Below are 20,329 nucleotides of genomic sequence, written 5' to 3'. Positions count from 1 at the left end.
CCGTCAGGCGAGCGCGTGGCGGAGCCAGGATTCGACTCCGGCTATGTGGACGGTGGCCCAGGAGCGGGCGACGTCCGCTTGGCGGGTGGCCATGGCCTCGTAGATCGCGGTGTGCTGCTCCATCGTCTTCTCCAGCGCGCCCTCCTGCGTGAGGCCGCGCCAGATCCTGGCCCGGGTGGTCGGACCCGACAGGCTCTCGATGAACGAGCACAGCACGCTGTTGCCCGAGCCTTGCGCGATGCGCTGGTGGAAGCGCAGGTCGTTGGCCACGAGCTCCTCGATCGTGGGCTCGGCGGGCAGCGACTCCAGGATGACGCGCAGCTCGTCGATCTCCTCGTCCGTCATCAGCTTGGTCGCCATCGCCGTCGCGGCGGGCTCCAGGATCCTGCGCACCTCGAAGAACTGCAGCACCGTGTCGTCGCGGTGCAGGTCGAGCACGAACGACATGGTGTCGAGCAGCAGGTGCGGCTCCAGGCTGGTGACATAGGTGCCGTCGCCCTGCCGTACGTCGAGCACGTTGATGAGCGCGAGCGCGCGCACCGCCTCGCGCAGCGAGTTGCGCGACAGGCCGAGCCGCTCGGCGAGGTCGGCTTCCTTGGGCAGCCGGTCGCCCGGGGCGAGCTCGCCCGAGAGGATCATTTGCTTGATCTTGTCGATCGCCGCGTCGGTGACCGCCACGCTCTTCTCCCTAGACATCGGATGTCTATGAGTCTAGAGCCTGGAAGCGCACGGGATCGACACCGGCCAGGCGCCCGACCGCGCCGCGCACCTCGAGGGCGCGCAGATGGGCGGCGGCCTCCCCGGCCGCCATGCCGCGCAGCATGGGGGACAGCTGGTCCCACGGCCTGTTCCACGTCATCATCGCGGCGGTCTCCCAGATGGTCAGCGGCTCCGCCCGCTCGGCCAGCAGGGCCGCCAGCCGCACGAGCTTGTCCTCGTGATGGTGGCGGATCTCGGCCGCGCGCGCGGCCACATCCGGAAATATCCACTCATGTGCGGGGAGCGCGTCGAGTGGGCCCAGTGCGCGGACCCGCTCAAGAGACTCCAGGAAATCCCCCAAAGGATCGATGTCATCCCGGTCGTAGGGATAGATCCCGATGTGGGGGGTGATGTCGGGGAGGACGTGGTCGCCGGTGAACAGGCGGTCGGCGTCCTCCAGGTGCAGGCACACGTGTCCTGGCGTGTGCCCGGGGGTGTGCACGGCGCGCAGCTTCCTGCCCTGCAGCTCCACCAGGTCGCCGTCGCGCAGCTCCCGGTCGGGCAGCGCGGGCGGGGAGAGCCTGCTTTCGGTGGCCGCCTCGGCGTCCTCGCCGGCGCCCGCCCGCCGCAGCATGTCGGCCTGGAAGCTGCGGTGCTCGCCGTCGGCGAAGGAGTGCATCAGCCTGACCAGTGCCGCGTCGGCCTCGTGCATGGTGATCCAGGCGCCGGAGGCCTCCCTGACCTGCCCGGCGAGGCCCGCGTGGTCGGGATGGAAATGGGTGACGACCACCCCGCTCACGTCCGAGACGTCCAGGCCGAGCGCGGCCAGCCCGTCGCGCAGGGCGGCCCAGGCGTCCGGATGGTTCCACCCTGCGTCGATCAGCACCGGCCCTCTGGGCGACTCGATCGCGTAGACGAGCGTGTAGCCGAGCGGATTGCCGGGAATGGGCACCGGCACGCTCCACACGCCGTCCCCGAGGTCCTGCGGTCTCTGCTGTGAGTACGGCTGCCGCCGCGACGTCTTCATCGTGCTCCGAGTCTGGCTGAGAGGGCGGTGCGGCGGCCAGCGGATTTCACGCCACCCGCTCCAGGATCGCCGCCGTGGCCAGCGCCCCTCCCGCGCACATCGTGACCAGCGCCGTGGATGACTCCGAGCGCTCCAGCTCGTGCAGGGCCGTGGTGATCAGCCTGGCCCCGGTGGCCCCGACGGGATGGCCGAGCGCGATCGCGCCGCCGTTGACGTTGACCCGGTCGAAGTCCGGCTCGTGGACGCTCGCCCACGACAGCACCACCGAGGCGAAGGCCTCGTTCACCTCGAACCTGTCGATGTCCGCCATCGTCATGCCCGCCGCCGTCAGGACCTTGGCCGTGGCGTCCACCGGCCCGTCGAGGTGGTAGTACGGCTCCGCGCCGACGAGGGCCTGGGCCAGGATGCGGGCCCGGGGCCGCAGGCCGTACTCGCGGGCCTTCTGTGAGCTCATCAGCAGGACGGCGGCGGCGCCGTCGGAGATCTGCGAGGAGGTGCCGGCGGTGTGCAGGGCGTCGGGCATGACCGGCTTGAGCGCGGCCAGGCTCTCGGCCGTGGTCTCGCGCAGGCCCTGGTCCCTGCGGACGTCGCCGATCGGGATGATCTCGCGCTCGAAGCGGCCGTCGGCCCACGCCTTGGCGGCCAGTTGCTGCGAGCGCGCGCCGAACCAGTCGAGCCGCTCCCTGGTGAGTCCCCGCCTCGCGGCGATCCGCTCCGCCGCGGTGAACTGGTCGGGCATGTCGATGCTCCAGTCGTCGGGTCGCGGCTTGGCGGGCAGCACGTTGCTGCCGAGCGGCGCCCGGCTCATCACCTCGACCCCGCAGCCGATCGCCACGTCGATCACGCCCGCCTGGATCATCGCCGCGGCCAGGTGGACGGCCTGCTGCGACGAGCCGCACTGGGCGTCGAGCGTCGTCACCCCGGTCTGGTAGGGCAGCCCGGCATACAGCCACGAGTAGCGCCCGACGTGGCCGCCCTGCTCGCCCGCCTGGGTCACGCACCCGGCGAACACCTGGCCGACGACGGCCGGGTCGATGCCGGCCCGCTCGACCACGCCGTTCATCGCCGCGGCGAGCACCTGCTGGGGCTTGAGCCCCGACAGCCAGCCGTTGCGCTTGCCGATCGGAGTACGGACGGCCTCGACGATCACCGGTGTGCCCACAGTCGCCTCCAGAACGATGCTCTGGTGGAGACTGTAACGCGTTCTACTTTGCTTCGATAGAGCTCGGCAGGCCGAACGTCTCGAACAGGCTCAGGTCGAAGAACATCCCGACGTGGCTGACCTTGTCGCCCTCGAAGGTGATGACCGGGATCCCGAACGGCCGGTAGACGTCGCCGTCGCGCAGGTACATCCCGAACGCCGGCTGCCCGTTCGCCCAGGTGGGAACCAGGTGCAGGTCGCCGGGGCCCTTGGCGGGGCACTGTGTGGTGATGAGCCTGCCGATGGTGTCCGGGCCCTGGTACCAGCCGATGAAGGGCGGCATCTCCCAGACCGCGTCCTTGGTGAACAGCTGGACGATGGCCGACACGTCGTAGCTCTCGAACGCGGCCACGTAGCGGTCGAGCTGCTCCTTCTGCTCGGGCGTGAGCGGCTCGTAGGCGTCGTCCTCGCTGGGGGCGACGTCGGCCAGCTGGGCGCGCGCCCGCTGCAGGCCGCTGTTGACCGCGGCCACCGTGGTGTCGAGCGCCTCGGCCACCTCGGTCGCCTTCCAGCGCAGCACGTCGCGCAGGACCAGGATCGCCCGCTGCCGCGGCGGCAGGTGCTGCAGCGCGGCGATGAGCGCGAGCCGGATGCTCTCTCTGGCGCCCACGATCGTGGCGGGGTCGTCGGCGCCCGCGGCGATCATGGAGTCGGGAATCGGCTCCAGCCACGGCACCTCCGGCTGCTGCACCAGCTCGGCGGTCGGCTCGGAGCTCGGCGCCCCGAGCCCGGTCGGCAGCGGCCGCCTGTTACGGCTGTCGAGCGCCGTCAGGCAGGTCGTGGTCGCGATGCGGTAGAGCCAGGTCCGCAGCGACGAGCGGCCCTCGAACCCGTCGTAGGCCTTCCACGCGCGCAGGTACGTCTCCTGGACGAGGTCCTCGGCGTCGTGCACCGAGCCCATCATCCGGTAGCAGTGCGCCAGCAGCTCGCGCCGCAGCGGGTCCGCCTGCCGGAGGAACTCCTCGTTCGATGTCATGACCCCTGTATACAATCCCGCACCGACAAGTCCGAGGAGTTCCCGCCGGCCGGTCAGTCGCAGATCAGAACGATCTTGCCGGCCGTCCTGTTGGTCTCGCCCAGCTCGTGCGCCTTGGCCGCTTCCTCCAGGGGCAGGGCGGCGGCCACCTCGACGCGCAGGCGGCCCGCGTCGACCAGGGCGGCGATCGCCTTCAGCCCCGCCTGGTCCGCCTCGACCAGGATGCTCTCGTCGCGGATGTCCAGGGCGGCGGCCTGCTCGTGGAGGGTCGGGTCCAGGCGCGACAGGGCCAGGGAGACGATCGTCCCGCCCGGGCGCAGCGTCCGGAGCGAGCGGAGGCCGTAGTCGCCGCCGATCAGGTCGATCACCAGGTCGACGTCCCTGACGGTCCCGGAGAAGTCGGTGGTGGTGTAGTCGACCAGTTCGTCGGCTCCCAGGCCGCGCAGGAACTCGTGCTTGGCCGCGCTCGCCGTGCCTATCACGTAGGCGCCGCGGGCCTTGGCCATCTGGACAGCCAGGTGGCCCACCCCGCCGGCGGCGGCGTGGATGAGGACGCGTTCGCCGCCCTTCAGCCCGCCGGTGTCGACCAGCGCCTGCCAGGCGGTCAGCGCGGCCAAAGGGATCGCGGCGGCCTGGACGTGGTCGATGCTCTCCGGCTTCTTACGGAAATGCCGGGAGGGCGCGGTGACGTACTCCGCGTACGCCCCCGCCCCTTCCGGATATTTCAGCATCCCGAACACTTCGTCGCCCGGCTTCCACAGCGCCGCGCCGAAGCCCACCTGCTCGACCACGCCCGACACGTCCCAGCCCAGCCGGAAGGGCGGCGGCCCGAGCAGCCCGCCGGACGCCCTGGTCTTCCAGTCGGTCGGGTTCACCCCCGCGGCCTTCACTCGGACCAGCACCTCGGTCGGGCCGGGCTCCGGCTTGTCGATCTCCGCCAGCTTCAGCACCTCGGGGCCGCCCAGCGCGTCCTGGACGATCGCACGCATCCTCATGCCTTCCAGCATGCTCACGCCCGCGTGCGCGCCCAAGTGGCCCGATGGCCAAGATATGGAAGGATTGGGCCATGCACCGCGTCGCCGTACTCGCCCTGGACGGTGTGATCCCCTTCGAGCTGAGCGTTCCGGCGAAGATCTTCGGCGCCGCGCTGAGCCCCGACGGCGGGTCACTGTACGAGGTCCTCACCTGCACGCTCGACGGGCAGCCCGTCACCACCTCGGACGACTACTCGATCGCGGTCGCGCACGACGCCGGGATCCTGGCCACCGCCGACACCGTCGTCCTGGCGCCCTCGGTCTGGATGCCGGGGGTCACGGGGCCCTCGTCGCTGCCGGCCGGGCTCGCGCAGGCGCTGTCGTCCCTGCGGCCCGGCGCCCGGCTCGTGTCGATCTGCCTCGCCTCGTACGTGCTCGCGGCCGCCGGGCTGCTCGACGACCGGCCCGCGACCACGCACTGGCGGCACGCGCCCGACCACGCCCGGCTCTTCCCCCGCGTGCGGATGGACGCCGACGTGCTGTTCGTCGACGACGGCGACGTCCTCACCTCCGCGGGCGCGTCCGCCGGCATCGACCTGTGCCTGCACCTCGTCCGCGCCGACCACGGCAGCCAGGTCGCCAACCAGGTCGCCAGGAGGTGCATCGTCCCGCCCTGGCGCGACGGCGGCCAGGCCCAGTACGTCGAGCGCCCTGTGCCCGAACCCCTCACCGCGGGCACGGCGCCCACCCGCGCCTGGGCCCTCGAACGCCTCCACGAGCCCCTCCAGCTCGCCGACCTCGCCGGCCACGCGCGCATGAGCCGCCGCACGTTCACCCGCCGCTTCCGGCTCGAGGTCGGACTCAGCCCCGGGCAGTGGCTCACCGGGCAACGCGTCGCCCTCGCCCGGCACCTCCTGGAATCCACCGACCTGACCGTCGACCAGATCGCCGCGCGCGCCGGCTTCGGCACCGCGGCCTCCCTCCGCCAGCACCTCAACGCCGCCCTCGGCATCTCCCCCCACACCTACCGCCGCACCTTCCGCACCGCCTGACGCGCCGCCCCTTCTCGCCTTCCTCTCCTGACGGCCGGGCGGGCTCTGTCGTAAGTGCGGCGGCTCTGCTGTGAGTGCTGCGGCTCTTTCGCCTGGTACGGCCAGCCGCCGCCACCACCACCCACCGCACTCCGGCCGGGCCCTGTCCAGGGAGACGCTCCTCGGGCGACGAGGTCCACCCGCCGCAACGCCCCGTCGTAACCCACGTCCCGCAGCTAGTCCCCTCCACCTTCCCCAGGCTTCCCCCTGCCCGCCGTCCAGGCCTCCAACGTCGCCCGCCGTATGGGGCGCCTGCCTTTCGCGCCGGGGTCGGTGAGGAGGTGTGTGGTGGTTGTCCGGCGCAATGTACGGCGGGGCAGGGGGACCGTGGTGCCTGGCCTGCGAAGTGGCGTGGCGGCGGGTAAGTGTCGCCGACTCGCCGGAAGCGCCGGGCGCGGGCCCTCAGCGCATGACGGCGGGCGGCCGGTGGCGGCGGCCTGCCGTACACAACAGAAGCTGTCGTACACAACAGAAGGCTGAGCTCGGACGCGCAACAGATGGCTGAGCTCGGACGTGCAACAGATGGCTGAGCTCGGACGCACAACAGGCGGCTGAGCTCGGGCACACGACAGGAGGCTGAGCTTGGACGATGCCCGAGGTCAGATGTCGGTGAGGAGGCGGTCGGCGGCTATTTCTATGCGGCGTTGGATCTGGTCGTAGGTGCGGCGGCCGCGGAGCATCTCCAGGAGTTCCTGGACCCAGATGCTGGACAGGGAGCCTGCCAGGGCCAGCTGTTCCTCCGAGGCCTGCTCGCGGGTCAGGCCGTTGGCGGAGACGCGGAGGAGGAGGCCGGTCATGCGGTCGCCGAAGGGCGTCTCGACCTCGGCCATGATGAGCGAGCGGATGAGCGCGTCGGCGAGTTCGGGCTCGCGCATGAGGCCGCGGGTGGCGCGCATGAGGACGTCGACCGCGCGGCCCGCGGGGGTGGCGGCGCCGGGCGGGCGGCGCTCGATGCTGTTCTCCAGCAGGTCGATCTCCTCGCCGACGACCGCGACCACGAGGTCCATCTTGGAGGGGAAGTAGCGGTAGAGCGTTCCTAGGGCGACGCCCGCGCGCTCGGCGACCGTGCGCATCTGCATGGCCTCGACGCCGCCGCGTGAGGCGAGGGCGGCCGCGGCCTGGACGATGCGCTTGCGGCGCTGGTGCTGGCTGCGCGTACGGACGCTGTGCCCGCCGTGCGGCTGCTGGGGCACCGTGGCCCCCTCGGTGTCGCTGGTGGGCGCGGCGATGCTCGCCTGCGTGGTGCGCATAAGAACACGTTATCTGATTTCTCGATTTCCCGGCTTGTTACTCGCGGGTCACAAAGAAACCGCATAGACGCATGTCTGGCGTGCTTCTCTCATATTTCGGGATTTGTCGGCATGCGGGGTGACTGGACAGAGATTAGAATCTGTTCTAGTTTTCGGAACGGCTGAACGAGCGCTTGCTGGGAGGCGCGATGACCGCGGACACCCTCGCCGCCCTGTTGGCGGCGCGCGCCACCGACGACCGTCCCGGGCTGCGCTTCGAGGACCGGACGTGGACCTGGCGGGAGTACGTCGCGCGCTGCCGCGCCGTCGCCGACTGGCTCTCCCGTACGGCGGGCGTCACGGGATCCGGTACGGCGGGCGGGGTGCACGTGGGTGTGCTGTGCGACAACGTGCCGGAGTTCGCCTTCCTGCTGGGAGCCGCGGCGATCAGCCCGCACGTGGTCGTGGCGCTGAACCCGACGCGATCGGTGGTGGAGCTCGAGCGGGACGCCCGGGCCACGGACGTCGACCTGGTCGTGTGGGGTGCCCCGTATCGGGACCAGGCTCAGCACGTGGGCGAGGCCCTGGGCGTTCCCGTGGTCCCGGCCGAGGGCTTGGGCGCCGTGGGCCTGGGTGTTCCCGGGGTTTCAGGCGGTCCCAGGGTTCCGGGTCCGGGGGAAGGCGTTTCCGGGGTTCCGGGCCCGGGGCAAAGCGTTCCCCGGGTGTCGGGTGAGGGGCCGGGCGCCGACCGCGTTGCGCCGGGCTCCGCCGTACCACCGCTCGCCGTACCGGCGCAGAGAGTGCGGCCGGGAGAGCCCGAGGCGCAGGGGGCGCCGCGAGACCCCGAGGCGCCGGGGGCGTCGGGTGACGCCGAGGCGCAGGGGGAGGCGGGGAGCCCGGGGGAGCTGGTGATGCTGATCTTTACGTCGGGGACGGCGGGGCGGGCCAGGGCCGTGAGGGTGACGCAGCGGAAGGTGGCCGTACCGGGGGTCTCGCTGGGGCAGCTGCTGAGCGGTGACGACGTCGTGTACTGCCCGATGCCGCTGTTCCACTCGGGGGCCGTGATGGCGGCGTACGCGCCGGCCGTGGCGTCGGGGGCAGCGCTGGTGCTGCGGCGGAGGTTCTCCGCGTCGGGGCTGCTGCCGGACATCCGGCGATACAGGGTCACCTACCTGCACTACGTCGGGAAGGCGCTGTCGTACGTGCTGGCCACGCCGGAGCGGCCCGACGACGCAAGCAACACGTTGAAGCTCGCCTTCGGCAACGAGGGGAGCGCGAGCGCGACCAGGCGGTTCGGCGAGCGGTTCGGGTGCCACGTGGTCGACGCCTTCGGCTCGACGGAGACCGCGATCTCCATCTCGCCCGACCCCACCGGCCCGAAGGGGTCGCTGGGCAGGCTGCCGGAGGGGATCGAGATCAGGGACCCGTTCACCGGGAAGGCGTGCCCGCCCGCCGAGCTCGTGGACGGGCGCCTGGCGAACCCGGACGAGGCGATCGGGGAGCTGGTCAACGTCACGGGCCTGGGCCTGTTCGAGGGGTACTACAACGACCCGGAGGCCGACGCGGAGCGGATCCGCCAGGGCGCCTTCTGGTCCGGCGACCTGGCCTATGCCGACAAAAGTGGCTACGTCTTCTTCGCCGGGCGGGGCACCGAGCGGCTGCGCGTGGACGGGGAGAACCTGGCGGTGGCGCCCATCGAGGCCGCCCTGCGGGAGTACCCGGGCGTGGTCGAGGCCGCCGTCTACCCGGTGCCCGACGCCGCGGCGGGCGACCAGGTGATGGCCGCGCTCATCCTGGACGGGCCGTTCGACGGCGGAAGCTTCGCCGCGTTCCTGGCGGACCGCGCGGATCTCGGAACCAAGGCGTTACCCCGATATATCCGGGTCTGTCGGGAGTTTCCGTTGACGGCTTCGCAGAAGATCATCAAGCGCCTCCTGGCCAAGGAGGGGTGGCGCACCACCGACCCGGTCTGGTGGCGGCCCGCCGTACGGGAGGAGTTCCGCCTGATGGGCGAGAGGGACCTGGCGGACATCGAGGAAGCGTTCGTGAGGCACGGGCGGCACGACCTGCTGGAGGGCTAGTGGATTTCAACCTGGACGAGACGCAGAAGGACCTGCGGGACCTGGCCGCCGAGGTGCTGGCCAAGGAGGCCACGCAGGAGCGCCTGGAGGCCCACGAGCGTGGCGGCGCGCCGTACGACGAGAAGCTGTGGCAGGTCCTCGACCAGGCGGGACTGCTGTCGCTGTGCCTGCCTGAGCGGGCCGGAGGCGCAGGGCTGGGGCCCGTGGAGCTGGCCGTGGTGCTGCGCGAGGTCGGCGCCCGGGCGGCGCCGGGCCCGATGCTCGCCAGGCTGGTGAGCACGCTGGCCGTCGCCAGGTACGGCACGGCCGAGCAGCAGGACCTGGTCGCGTCGGCCACGGTCAGCACGGTCGCCACGGGCGCGGAGACCATGGCGCAGCGGTGGCAGGGCGTGCCGTACGCCGAACAGGCCGAGGTGATCCTGCTGGCCGCCGACGACGGGCTCTACCTGGCGCGGGGTCCGGTGGCGGCGATCACGGAGTTCACCTCGACCGGCGAGCCCGCCGCGACGATCACCGCGGAGGGCGAGCGCATCGCCGGCGCGCAGGCCGCCGCGGAGACCAGGAGCCTCTACACCGCCGCCATCGCCGCGCAGGCGAGCGGCGTCCTGGCCGGCGCGCTCAAGCTGACCACCGACTACATCAGGACCAGGAAGCAGTTCGACCGGGCGCTGGCCGAGTTCCAGGCCGTGACCATGCAGATCGCCGACGTCTACATCGCCGGGCGGGCGCTGGACGTGGCGATGTGGTCGGGCGCCTGGCGGCTGGCCGAGGGCCTGCCCGCCGAGGAGGACCTGGGGATCGCCGCCTTCCACGTGTCGGAGGCGTTCAAGGCGCTCTACACCTGCCAGCACCTGCACGGCGGGCTCGGCCTCGACGTGACCTACCCGCTGCACCGCTACTTCGCGCACGCCAAGCACCTGACCCACCTGCTCGGCGGCGCGGACGCCCAGCTCGACCGGATTGGAGCCCTCGCCTGATGCTGATCGACCTGACCCCCGACCAGCGCCGGCTCCGCGACGAGCTGCGCGAGTACTTCCGCGGCTGCCTCACCGACGAGGACCGCAAGAAGATCGCCGAGGACCCGTTCGGCGACGCCTACATGGAGCACTGCCGCCGCCTCGGCCGCGACGGCAAGCTCGGCCTCGGCTGGCCGAAGGAGTACGGCGGCGGCGGATACGGGCCGCTGGAGCAGCAGATCTTCGCCAACGAGATCGCCAGGGCGAGCGTCCCCTACCCGATCATCACGCTGCAGACGGTCGGCCCGACGCTGATGCAGTACGGCACGCCCGAGCAGAAGGAGTACTTCCTGCCGCGCATCCTGGCCGGCGAGTGCCACTTCGCGATCGGCTACAGCGAACCCGAGGCGGGCACGGACCTGGCCTCGCTGAAGACGACCGCGGTGCTCGACGGCGACCACTACGTCGTCAACGGCCAGAAGATCTTCACGAGCGGCGCGCACTACGCCCAGTACATCTGGCTGGCCGCCCGCACCAACCCCGCGGCCAAGAAGCACAAGGGCATCACCATGATGATCGCCTCCACCGACGACCCCGGCTTCTCCTGGACGCCGATCGTCACCATGGACGGCCGCCATCACACCAACTCCACGTACTACCAGGACGTGCGCGTGCCCGTCAGCATGGTCGTCGGTGAAGTGGACAAGGGCTGGGACCTGATTGTGAACCAGCTCAACCACGAACGCGTCACCCTCGGACCCGCGGGGAACCTCGGCCAGACCTACGACCGCTTCCTGGCCTGGGCCACCCGGGCAGGCCTGAAGGACAATCCAGACGTAAGGCGCGCCCTGGGAAGGGTCCGCGCCTACTTCCGCACCAACGAGCTGCTCAACTGGCAGGTCGCGGCGAACATGGACCTGGGCTGGCTGGGCGCCCCCGACGCCTCCGCCACCAAGATCTACGGCTCGGAGCGCATGCAGGAGATCGGCCGGATCGTCTGCGACGTCCTGGCCAGGTACGGCGACCCCGCCGATCCCGAGACCAGGGAGCTCATGGAGCGGATGGACCACGGGGTCAAGGGCGCCGTGGTGCTGACGTTCGGCGGCGGCGTCAACGAGGTGCAGCGGGAGCTGATCGCCATGCTGGGCCTGAGCCTGCCGAGGCCGCCGCGATGACGGACCTGCACGAGCTGGCCGCCAGGCAGGTGGCCATGGGGGAGCTGCGGGGCGACCCGGCGGCCGACCCCGTCAACGAGCCCATGATCCGCCACTGGCTGGATGCCATGGGCGACGCCAACCCCGCCTACCTGGAGAAGGGGCTGGCACCGCCCGCCATGTCCCAGGTGTGGACGATGCCGGGGGTGCGCCGCGGTGCCAAGGAACGCTCGCCGGTCGACGACCTGATGGCCGAGCTGGACGCCCAGGGGTACACGGGCGTGGTGGCCACCAACTGCGAGCAGACCTACCACCGCTACGCCCGGGTCGGCGAGCGCCTGACCCCCGGCACCAGCTTCACCGACCTGGCGGGGCCCAAGAAGACCGCGCTCGGCGTCGGGTTCTTCGCGACCTGGACCGTCACCTGGTACGACGAGTTCGACGAGCCCGTGAGCGAGATGATGTTCCGGGTACTGAAATTTCGCCCACCGCCACCGGCCGCCGAACCGCGGAAGCCGTACCCGCTCCAGCCGGCGATCAACCGGGACACGGCGTTCTTCTGGGAGGGCGTGAAGCAGGGTGAGCTGCGCATCCAGAGTTGCGCCGACTGCGGTGAGCTGCGGCATCCGCCGGGTCCCGTCTGTCCCTCCTGCCGCTCCACGAATCGCGCGCACGTCGTGGCGAGCGGCGAGGGCACCGTCTACAGCTACGTCGTGCACCACCACCCGCCCGTCCCGGGACGGGAGACGCCCTTTGTGGTGGCCGTGGTGGAACTGCCGGAAGGGGTGAGGATTGTGGGCAACGTTGTGGACTGCCCCGTCGACGCGGTGGGTATCGGTATGTCGTTGCGCGTCACCTACCGCGCGATGGATGACGAACTGATCCTCCCCATGTGGGCGCCACGGGAGCCGTGATGCGTACGCTGACCGAAGATCAGGTCGAGGTCGGTTCGGTCCTCCCCGAACTGTCCCTCGATCTCACCCCCACGCTGGTCGTCTCCACGGCGCTCGCGACCATGGACTTCACCCCCGTGCACCACGACGTCGAACTGGCCAGGGCCCAGGGGTCCAAGGACATCTTCCTCAACATCCTGACCACGATGGGGCTGGTGGAGCGGTACGTGACCGACTGGGCAGGGCCCGAGGCGGTCATCCGGCGCATCAACGTCAAGCTGGGCGTCCCGGCCTACGCGGGCGACCGCCTCACCTTCAACGGCACGGTGGTCTCGTGCGCGGACGGCGAGGTGACGGTCGAGGTCCGCGGCAAGGTGTCCCTCGGCGACCACGCCACAGGCACGATCGTGCTCGCTCTCCCGCACTGAGATCGCCGCTGTACGGCGTGCGGCCCCACCCGCCGCCCGCCGTACTCCGGCTGAGGACCCGCGACCGGCGCTCGCGGCGAGTCGAGGACGCTGACTCGCCGCCACGGCGAGACGCCGGCGTGGCCCGGTGTTGTCGCACGAAGAACCCCAGGAATCAGGAGTCGCACGTGTTGAAGGGCAAGGCCGCGATCGCCGGCATCGGTGCGACCGAGTTCAGCAAGAACTCGGGACGCTCGGAGTTGCAGCTGGCCGCGGAGGCGGTGTTCGCGGCGCTCGACGACGCCGGGCTGACGCCGCAGGACGTCGACGGCATGGTCACCTACACCCAGGACGCCAACCAGGAGATCGCCGTCGCCCGCGAGATCGGCGCCGGCGACCTGACGTACTTCGCCCGCGTGCACTACGGCGGGGGAGCCGCCTGCGGGACCGTGATGCAGGCCGCGATGGCCGTCGCCACCGGCGCCGCCCGCACCGTGGTGTGCTACCGGGCCTTCAACGAGCGCTCCGGCCGCAGGTTCGGCCAGCCGGACGCCGGGCTCGGCGCGGAGCCGTCGTCGCAGGGGCTGGAGATGAGCTGGCACGTGCCCTACGGCCTGATGACCCCGGCCGCGTGGGTGGCCATGTTCGCCCAGCGCTACCTGCACACCTACGGCGCGACCTCCGAGGACTTCGGGCGGGTGGCGGTGGCCATGCGCAGGCACGCCGCCACGAACCCGGCCGCCTGGTTCTACCAGCGGCCCATCACGCTGGCCGAGCACCAGGCGTCCCGGTGGGTGGTCGAGCCGCTGCACCTGCTCGACTGCTGCCAGGAGAGCGACGGCGCGGTCGCCCTCGTCGTCACCTCCGCCGAGCGCGCTCGCGACCTGCGCAGATCACCTGCCGTGATCACGGCGGCCGCGCAGGGCTCCGGCGCGGGTCAGATGATGATGACGAGCTACTACCGCGACGACATGAGCGGCCTTCCGGAGATGTCGGTGGTCGGCAGGGGCCTGTGGGAGATGTCGGGGCTGTCGCCGGCCGACATCCAGACGGCCATCCTCTACGACCACTTCACCCCGTTCGTCCTGGCCCAACTGGAGGAGCTGGGGTTCTGCGGGCGGGGCGAGGCCAAGGACTACCTCCGCGACGGCGGGATCGAGCTCGACGGCCGCTTGCCGGTCAACCCGCACGGGGGCCAGCTGGGCGAGGCGTACATCCACGGCATGAACGGCATCGCCGAGGCCGTCCGACAGATCAGGGGCACCTCGGTCAACCAGGTGTCCGGTGTCCGCAACGTGCTCGTCACCGCGGGCACGGGCGTCCCCACGAGCGGTCTGATTCTGAGCGGTAACGCAGGGTAACAACCCTGGGTGAAGATCGACTGGGCGCGGATGCCCACGTACAACACGATCATGGCCGTAGCGGCGGGCGTGGCGCTGCTGCTGATCGTGGCGTTCGGCCGCCGGCTGCTGCGCGGCGGCTTCATGGAACGGGTGGACGGCTGGGCGCTCGCCTTCGGCGCGCTCGGCGCGATCCTGGCGGTCACCGGGCTGCACATGACGCTGACGTGGCCGCTGGCCGGGCAGGGGTTCCCGTTCGACAACATCGTCTTCGGCGAGCCGTGCCTGGCCTTCGGCGTGCTGCTGCTGACCGCCGCGTTCTTTCTCTGGAGGCGCGGCGAGTCCCTGGTCGGGACCAACGACCGGCTGCAGGTGGTCGCCCGCGCCGCCGCGCCGATCTCGCTGTTCGTGCTGGCGATGGGGCTGGCCTGCTTCGGCATCGCGGCGGCCGGCTGGACCTACACGCTGTTCGCCGCGCCGCCGCAGGAGCCGATCTCCGGCGCCTTCGCCGGCGTGCCGCTGCTCGAGGCCACCTTCATCTCCGGGCTGTACGTGCTGGTCGGCGTGGGCTCGGTGCTGTTCCCGTTCGCGGTGCGGGCCAAGGGCGGCTGGGCGGCCGCGGTCTGCGGGGTGTGCTGGGGGCTGGCGGGGGTGGCGTTCACGCTGTTCGGGGCGCTGAACTACTTCACCCACATCGGGCTGATCATCAACACGATGTGATCACGGGCTGACGATCGACGGGATCGAGAAGAACACGATCATCGCGATCGCCACGCAGATCAGGAACCCGACCAGCTCCCACAGCCAGTCGTAGTGCCGCTCCCGCCGCACCTTCCGCTTCTTCACGGACCCTTCCGGCCTGCCGGCCGCCGCTGTCGCGGCGTCCTTGACACGCTCCGTCTCCGCGTCGCGTACGGCGGGTGCCTCGTCCACGGCGGACGCGTCTTGTACGGCGAGCGCGTCGTGTGCCTCGTCCACGGCGGGCTGGGTGGGCGCCTCCGGCATCAGGTAGACGGGTTCCCTGCCCCGCGGGGGAGGCGTGAAGAGGCTTGCCTTGGAGCTGGCCACCAGCACGTCGCCCACGGCAGGCAACTCCTGGGTGACGGGATCGTCGTCCAGCACGTCGGCGGGGATCGGCGCCGACAGCATCATCGGCCGCGCGATCGGGTGCCTGAGCCTGGGCATGGGAGCGGTGGTCGCCTCGTGGACCCGCTCGGACTCGTCAGGCGGGGAGTAGTCGTCCACCTCGGGCGCCGTGCGCAGCAGGTGGGTGGGGAAGATGCCGGTGCTGGTCGTGGGATCGGCCTCGCCTAGGGGAAGCGGCCAGCGCGGCGGCACGGGCCACAGCGGCTTGACGAACAGCGGCGCGGCGGGAGCCGTACGGGATCCCGCGAAGTGCACGCGGAGAGAGGCGGGCGGCGCGGGCCACGGCAGGCGGCTGAGGATGTGGCGCAGCGGCGCCACCCCGAGCGCGCCGTACACGTCGGCCACCGGCTTGGGGACGCGGGCGCCCGTGCTCGCCAGCGCGGTGGCCAGCGTCTGCTGGAAGCGGTGCGCGGCGCTGATCGCCAGCTCCTCCGCGGTGTCGGGGGCGACGTCCAGCACCCAGGCCAGCTCGGCCCTGTCCAGGCCGCACACCTCGCACAGCAGCAGCACCTCGCGCTGGTGCGGGCGCAGCTCGCGCAGGGTCCGCTCGACCAGCGCGGAGGCCGGGTCGATGAGCGGGTCGACGACGGGCGGCGAGTACACGATGTCGCGGCGGTGGATCTCGCGGCGGGCGCAGGCGTACAGCGCGGCGCGCGGCGGCGGCACGGCGGGAACGCCGGCCAGCACGGCCACCAGCGCATCGGCCGCCGAGCCCGGGTCGCCGAGCTGGTCGGCGCAGTACGCGAACAGCCCGGTGGCGTGACGGTCGTAGAGCTCGGCGATCAGGCGGGCACGCGAGCGCTGATCGGTGAGCGAAGTGGTCACGGAGCCGATCCTCTGGCAGTTATTCGGGACGCAGGGGGGGTGAGGGGGCGGCGTCAAAGATTGCGAAGCCAATCATGCCAACTCCCCCATCTCCCCCGCACTATTAGATCCAGATTTGATATCAATCCCCACCCCCTCACGCACGCGCACCCTGCGCACGCTCCCGCGCCGGTACGGCGAGTGGTGGTGCGGGAGTTAATTGCGGGCGTGTTAAAAGTCGGTGTCGGGTGAAGCGTTTAAGGGTGGGGTGGAGGGACAGAGCGGGGTGGATCCCCATAGGGTGGTCGTTCAATAGATCATGCGGCGGTCGCGGCGGGGGGGCCGCGGCCCCTGCCAGAACAGCGGAAGGTCGCGCGTGATCACATTCGACGCTGTCACCAAACGCTACCCAGATGGAACGGTCGCCGTTGACAGCCTCTCCCTCGAGGCGCCCACCGGCGAGATCACCGTGTTCGTCGGTCCCTCGGGCTGCGGTAAGACGACGTCCCTACGGATGATCAACAGGATGATCGACGCCAGTGAGGGTCAGATCCTCCTCGACGGGGAGCCGGTGCAGGGGATCGACCCGCCCACCCTGCGCCGCGGCATCGGCTACGTCATCCAGCAGGCGGGCCTCTTCCCGCACAGGAAGATCGTCGACAACATCGCGACCGTCCCCTACCTGCTCGGCTGGGACAAGAAGAAGGCCCGCGACCGGGCCATGGAGCTGCTGGAACGGGTCGGGCTCGACCCGGCGATGGCCAACAGGTACCCCTTCCAGCTCTCGGGTGGGCAGCAGCAGCGCGTGGGCGTGGCCAGGGCGCTGGCCGCGGACCCGCCGGTGCTGCTCATGGACGAGCCGTTCAGCGCCGTCGACCCGATCGTGCGCACCAGCCTCCAGGACGAGCTGCTGCGCCTGCAGTCCGAGCTGAACAAGACGATCGTGTTCGTCACCCACGACATCGACGAGGCCATCAAGCTCGGCGACCGGGTGGCGGTGCTGCGCGTGGGCGGCAAGCTGGCCCAGCTGGCCGATCCGAAGACGCTGCTGTCGGAGCCGGCCGACGACTTCGTCCGCGAGTTCCTCGGCCACGACAGGGGTATCAGGCGCCTGCAGTTCATCAAGGCCGACGGCCTGCGGCTGCGCACGGACCTGAGCGTCCCCGAGGGCTTCGAGGGCAGCTCGGACGAGCCGTGGCTGCTCGTGGTCACCCCCGACGACCGCCCGGTGGGCTGGATCTCCCCTGGCAGGCCAGGCGAGATGGAACCGTACGGGACGTTCACCTACGGCGAGTCGTCGATGCGCACGGCGCTGGACGCCGCCCTGCTGTCGCCCTCCGGCTGCGCGGTGGCCGTGGACGGCGACGGCAAGGTCGTCGGCGTGGCCACCAGGGAGGCGCTGGACGAGGCGCTGTCGGAGGCAGCCGATGGATGACCAGCAACCACTGTTCAAGTGGAGCTGGGTGACGAGCAACTGGGACAACGACACGCCCAACAGCATCGTCAACCTGCTCCAGGCGCACACCGTCATGGCCGGGGTCCCGGTGATCGTGGGCCTGCTCCTGGCGCTGCCGCTCGGCCTGGCCTGCGTGCGCTGGCGCTGGATCTACCAGCCGATCGCGGGACTGATGAACACGGCGTACGCGCTGCCGTCGCTGGCGCTGTTCACGATCCTGCTGTCGATGACCGGGTTCACCTACACCACGGTGATCATCCCGCTGACGCTGTACTCGCTGGCCGTGCTCATCCCCGCGGTGGTCGACGGGCTGGGCTCGGTGCCCGACCACGTGCGCCAGTCGGCCGTCGCGATGGGGTACACGCCGCTGCGGCGGCTGATCGGGGTCGAGCTGCCGATCGCGGTCCCCGTCGTGCTGGCCGGGCTGCGCGTGGTCGCGGTCTCGAGCATCAGCCTGGTCAGCGTCGGCGCGCTGATCGGTCAGGGCGGGCTCGGCAACTACTTCATCGACGCCTTCCAGCGTGACTTCTACACCCCGGCGATCGTGGGCATCGTGCTGATCGTGCTGCTGGCCCTCGTCGCCGACGGCATCATCCTGACGGTGCAGCGACTGCTTACACCGTGGGTTCGGGCGAGGAGGGCGCGGTGAACTACCTCTTCGACTTCTTCGGCAACCCGGACAACTGGTCGGGCCCCGACGGCATCCCCATGCGGCTGCTGGAGCACCTCGGCTTCTCGGTGCTGGCCCTGGTGCTGGCCGCGGTGATCGGGGTGCCGCTCGGGCTGCTCATCGGCCACACCGGCCGCGGCAGCGTGGTCATCGTGGTCGCGGCCAACCTGGCCAGGGCGCTGCCCACGCTGGGTCTGCTGGTGCTGCTCGTGTTGCTGCTCGGCACCGGGTCGATCTGGCCGGTGCTGATCCCGCTGGTCGCGCTGAGCGTGCCGCCGATCCTGGTCAACACGTTCGAGGGCATCCGAGGGGCCGACCCCGAGCTGCGGGACGCGGCCTACGGGATGGGCCTGCGCGGGCCGCAGGTCTTGTTCAGGGTTCTGGTGCCGGTCGCGCTCCCGCTCATCATGCTGGGGCTACGGCTGGCGGCGGTGCAGGTCGTGGCCACGGCGGCGGTCGCGGCCTACGTCGGACTGGGAGGTCTCGGGCGTTACATCATCGACGGTTTGGCGACTCAGGATTACAGCCAGGTGGTCGGGGGTTCAGTACTGATTGTGCTCTTCGCGCTCGCCGCTCAGGCGGTGTTCACGATCGCCCAGAGGATAACCGTGTCCCCTGGGGTGAGCCAGCGTGTCCGAGTCCGCTAATGTCTGCAATACCCCCCGCTAGGAAAGGGAATCTCACTATGAGACGCATTTTCGGCGCCGCCGCGGTCGTCACCGCGGCGATGCTCGCCTTGTCGGCGTGCGGCGGCGGGGGCAACCCGCTCACCAGCGCCAGCGCCGCACCCTCCGGCTCTTCCGCGGCGGCGGGAGGCAAGGTCGTCGTCGGCTCTGCCAACTTCCCCGAGAACGTGCTGCTCGGCTCGATCTACGCCCAGGCGCTCAAGGCCAAGGGCGTCGACGTCGAGGAGAAGCCGAACATCGGCAGCCGCGAGGTGCTCATCGGGCAGATCAAGAGCGGCGGTCTCACGGTGCTCCCCGAGTACAACGGCGCGCTGCTGGCCTACCTGGACCCGAAGTCCACGGCTGCCTCGACCGACCAGGTGAACACCGAGTTGAAGAGCAAGCTGCCGCCCGAGCTGGAGATTCTCGACTCCTCCTCGGCCCAGGACAACGACTCCCTGACGGTGACCAAGGACACCGCGGCCAAGTACAACCTCAAGACCATCGAGGACCTGGCCAAGGTGTCGAAGGACATGTCCGTGGGCGGCCCGCCGGAGTTCAAGAAGCGCCGCGAGCAGCAGTTCAAGGACGTGTACGGCCTGGCGTTCAAGGAGTGGAAGCCCACCGGCGACACCACCGCCGACGCCATCAAGAACGGCACGGTCCAGGCGGGCAACGTCTTCACGACCGACCCCAAGATCCTGATCAACAACATGGTGTCGCTGGAGGACCCGAAGAGCGTCTTCAGCGCCCAGAACATCACGCCGCTGGTCAACAAGGCCGGAGCGAACGACACCGTCACCTCCACGCTCAACGCGATCTCCGCCAAGCTCACGACGGACCAGCTCGTCGAGATGATGAAGAAGCTGTCCATCGACAAGGAAGACGCCGCCACGGTGGCCAAGGAATGGCTGACCTCCAACGGTCTCGGTTGACCCGCGCGAGGAGGGTCTCCGGCGACCGGGGGCCCTCCTGGTGAGCGAGTTCACGGAGGCGATGGCGCAGCTGGCGGCCGGGGTCGCGGTGATCACGGTCAGGGACGACCGCGACGACCTCGGGGTCACCGTGTCGGCGCTGATGTCCGTCTCGGTCGAGCCGCCGCTGATCCTGGCCTCGCTGACCAGCAACGGCTACCTGGCCGAGGTGCTGCTGCGCCAGGACCGCTGGGCGGCCTCCCTGCTGTCGGCGGGGCAGGCCGCGATCGCCAGCCGCTTCGCCACCGCGGGCCGGCCGAGCGCCCGCCACCTGCTCGCCGGGGTCCCGCACCACCGCGGCGGCCACACCGACGCCCTGATCGTCGAGGACGGGGTGGCGGCCCTGGAGGTGGAGACCTCCCAGGTGGTGCCCGCGGGCGATCACACGCTCTTCATCGCCGGGATTCTGGCGGTCACATATGTGACGCCTTCCGTCCTGCCCCTGGTACGGCTGCGTGGCAGATACCGGCCGGTGTAGCGGGCGCCGTGGCGGCGGGAAGCGTCGCCGACTCGCCGGAAGCGCCGGTCGCGGGTCCTCGGCCGGAGTATGGCGGGCGGCCGGTGGCTGTGGCTTGCCGTACAAGAA

At 70.8% G+C, this 20,329-nt stretch carries 20 protein-coding genes; 13 read left to right on the top strand and 7 right to left on the bottom strand.

The features are described 5' to 3' along the window. Nucleotides 1–3: 3 nt before the first annotated feature. Genes KIK09_RS33875 through KIK09_RS33855 form a run of 5 tightly spaced genes read right to left on the bottom strand, consistent with a single transcriptional unit; the run spans nucleotide 4 to nucleotide 4,892 of the window. Nucleotides 4–696: a FadR/GntR family transcriptional regulator gene (locus tag KIK09_RS33875; RefSeq protein WP_250574141.1), complete on the bottom strand. Its 693-nt coding sequence runs from the start codon at nucleotides 694–696 to the stop codon at nucleotides 4–6. A gap of 7 nt (nucleotides 697–703) precedes the next feature. Beyond that, nucleotides 704–1,726, bottom strand: a complete 1,023-nt coding sequence (locus KIK09_RS33870; RefSeq protein WP_214323463.1) for an MBL fold metallo-hydrolase — start codon at nucleotides 1,724–1,726, stop codon at nucleotides 704–706. A gap of 46 nt (nucleotides 1,727–1,772) precedes the next feature. Next, nucleotides 1,773–2,888 (bottom strand): steroid 3-ketoacyl-CoA thiolase, encoded by a 1,116-nt coding sequence (locus KIK09_RS33865; RefSeq protein WP_214323462.1) that lies wholly within the window; start codon nucleotides 2,886–2,888, stop codon nucleotides 1,773–1,775. 43 nt (nucleotides 2,889–2,931) lie between these two features. Further along, nucleotides 2,932–3,903 (bottom strand): sigma-70 family RNA polymerase sigma factor, encoded by a 972-nt coding sequence (locus KIK09_RS33860; RefSeq protein WP_214323461.1) that lies wholly within the window; start codon nucleotides 3,901–3,903, stop codon nucleotides 2,932–2,934. A gap of 53 nt (nucleotides 3,904–3,956) precedes the next feature. After that, on the bottom strand, nucleotides 3,957–4,892 hold the full coding sequence (locus KIK09_RS33855; protein WP_214323629.1) for an NADP-dependent oxidoreductase: 936 nt from the start codon (nucleotides 4,890–4,892) through the stop codon (nucleotides 3,957–3,959). Between the two features lie 77 nt (nucleotides 4,893–4,969). On the opposite strand from KIK09_RS33855, the gene KIK09_RS33850 reads away from it, so the two are divergent. Further along, nucleotides 4,970–5,929 (top strand): GlxA family transcriptional regulator, encoded by a 960-nt coding sequence (locus KIK09_RS33850; protein ID WP_214323460.1) that lies wholly within the window; start codon nucleotides 4,970–4,972, stop codon nucleotides 5,927–5,929. A 638-nt stretch (nucleotides 5,930–6,567) separates the two neighbouring features. On the opposite strand, the gene KIK09_RS33845 is transcribed toward KIK09_RS33850, so the two are convergent. Continuing rightward, nucleotides 6,568–7,218 (bottom strand): TetR family transcriptional regulator, encoded by a 651-nt coding sequence (locus KIK09_RS33845; RefSeq protein ID WP_214323459.1) that lies wholly within the window; start codon nucleotides 7,216–7,218, stop codon nucleotides 6,568–6,570. A 188-nt stretch (nucleotides 7,219–7,406) separates the two neighbouring features. On the opposite strand from KIK09_RS33845, the gene KIK09_RS58190 reads away from it, so the two are divergent. The 7 genes from KIK09_RS58190 (at nucleotide 7,407) to KIK09_RS33805 (ending at nucleotide 14,748) form a co-directional block, all read left to right on the top strand. Then, nucleotides 7,407–9,278 (top strand): AMP-binding protein, encoded by a 1,872-nt coding sequence (locus KIK09_RS58190; RefSeq protein WP_250574140.1) that lies wholly within the window; start codon nucleotides 7,407–7,409, stop codon nucleotides 9,276–9,278. Then, nucleotides 9,278–10,255, top strand: a complete 978-nt coding sequence (locus tag KIK09_RS33830) for an acyl-CoA dehydrogenase family protein (RefSeq protein ID WP_214323458.1) — start codon at nucleotides 9,278–9,280, stop codon at nucleotides 10,253–10,255. Before KIK09_RS58190 ends, KIK09_RS33830 begins: the two co-directional genes overlap by 1 nt. Then, nucleotides 10,255–11,409: an acyl-CoA dehydrogenase family protein gene (locus tag KIK09_RS33825; RefSeq protein WP_214323457.1), complete on the top strand. Its 1,155-nt coding sequence runs from the start codon at nucleotides 10,255–10,257 to the stop codon at nucleotides 11,407–11,409. Before KIK09_RS33830 ends, KIK09_RS33825 begins: the two co-directional genes overlap by 1 nt. Continuing rightward, nucleotides 11,406–12,302: a bifunctional MaoC family dehydratase N-terminal/OB-fold nucleic acid binding domain-containing protein gene (locus KIK09_RS33820; RefSeq protein WP_214323456.1), complete on the top strand. Its 897-nt coding sequence runs from the start codon at nucleotides 11,406–11,408 to the stop codon at nucleotides 12,300–12,302. Before KIK09_RS33825 ends, KIK09_RS33820 begins: the two co-directional genes overlap by 4 nt. Continuing rightward, a complete protein-coding gene (locus KIK09_RS33815; protein WP_214323455.1) occupies nucleotides 12,302–12,709 on the top strand; it encodes a MaoC family dehydratase in 408 nt (135 codons plus the stop codon). The genes KIK09_RS33820 and KIK09_RS33815 overlap by 1 nt, the downstream gene beginning before the upstream one ends. A gap of 170 nt (nucleotides 12,710–12,879) precedes the next feature. After that, the gene (locus KIK09_RS33810) at nucleotides 12,880–14,049 is read left to right on the top strand and encodes a lipid-transfer protein (RefSeq protein WP_214323628.1); all 1,170 of its coding nucleotides are present in this window, start codon (nucleotides 12,880–12,882) and stop codon (nucleotides 14,047–14,049) included. A 9-nt stretch (nucleotides 14,050–14,058) separates the two neighbouring features. After that, nucleotides 14,059–14,748, top strand: a complete 690-nt coding sequence (locus KIK09_RS33805; RefSeq protein WP_308164443.1) for a DUF981 family protein — start codon at nucleotides 14,059–14,061, stop codon at nucleotides 14,746–14,748. On the opposite strand, the gene KIK09_RS33800 is transcribed toward KIK09_RS33805, so the two are convergent. Continuing rightward, nucleotides 14,749–15,999 (bottom strand): hypothetical protein, encoded by a 1,251-nt coding sequence (locus KIK09_RS33800; protein WP_214323454.1) that lies wholly within the window; start codon nucleotides 15,997–15,999, stop codon nucleotides 14,749–14,751. It lies immediately after the preceding gene. Nucleotides 16,000–16,354: 355 nt separating this feature from the next. Here KIK09_RS33800 and KIK09_RS33795 point away from each other — a divergent pair, with 355 nt between their 5' ends. From KIK09_RS33795 to KIK09_RS33775, 5 genes are read left to right on the top strand one after another with little or no spacing between them, the layout of a single operon-like run. Further along, the gene (locus KIK09_RS33795) at nucleotides 16,355–17,413 is read left to right on the top strand and encodes an ABC transporter ATP-binding protein (protein ID WP_214323453.1); all 1,059 of its coding nucleotides are present in this window, start codon (nucleotides 16,355–16,357) and stop codon (nucleotides 17,411–17,413) included. Beyond that, nucleotides 17,406–18,083 carry an ABC transporter permease gene (locus KIK09_RS33790; protein ID WP_214323452.1) on the top strand — a complete coding sequence of 226 codons (678 nt, stop codon included), beginning with the start codon at nucleotides 17,406–17,408 and terminating at the stop codon, nucleotides 18,081–18,083. Before KIK09_RS33795 ends, KIK09_RS33790 begins: the two co-directional genes overlap by 8 nt. After that, entirely contained in the window at nucleotides 18,080–18,751 is a 672-nt protein-coding gene (locus KIK09_RS33785; RefSeq protein WP_308164442.1) for an ABC transporter permease, read from the top strand. The genes KIK09_RS33790 and KIK09_RS33785 overlap by 4 nt, the downstream gene beginning before the upstream one ends. A 38-nt stretch (nucleotides 18,752–18,789) precedes the next feature. After that, nucleotides 18,790–19,704 carry an ABC transporter substrate-binding protein gene (locus tag KIK09_RS33780; RefSeq protein WP_214323451.1) on the top strand — a complete coding sequence of 305 codons (915 nt, stop codon included), beginning with the start codon at nucleotides 18,790–18,792 and terminating at the stop codon, nucleotides 19,702–19,704. Nucleotides 19,705–19,744: 40 nt separating this feature from the next. After that, on the top strand, nucleotides 19,745–20,221 hold the full coding sequence (locus tag KIK09_RS33775; protein WP_308164441.1) for a flavin reductase family protein: 477 nt from the start codon (nucleotides 19,745–19,747) through the stop codon (nucleotides 20,219–20,221). Nucleotides 20,222–20,329: the final 108 nt, after the last annotated feature.

The sequence above is a fragment of the Nonomuraea sediminis genome (genome assembly GCF_018531495.1).
GTDB classification, from domain to species: Bacteria; Actinomycetota; Actinomycetes; order Streptosporangiales; family Streptosporangiaceae; genus Nonomuraea; species Nonomuraea sediminis.
The sequence above is the reverse complement of the archived record's forward strand: the minus strand, read 5'-3'. Positions and strand labels throughout refer to the sequence as shown.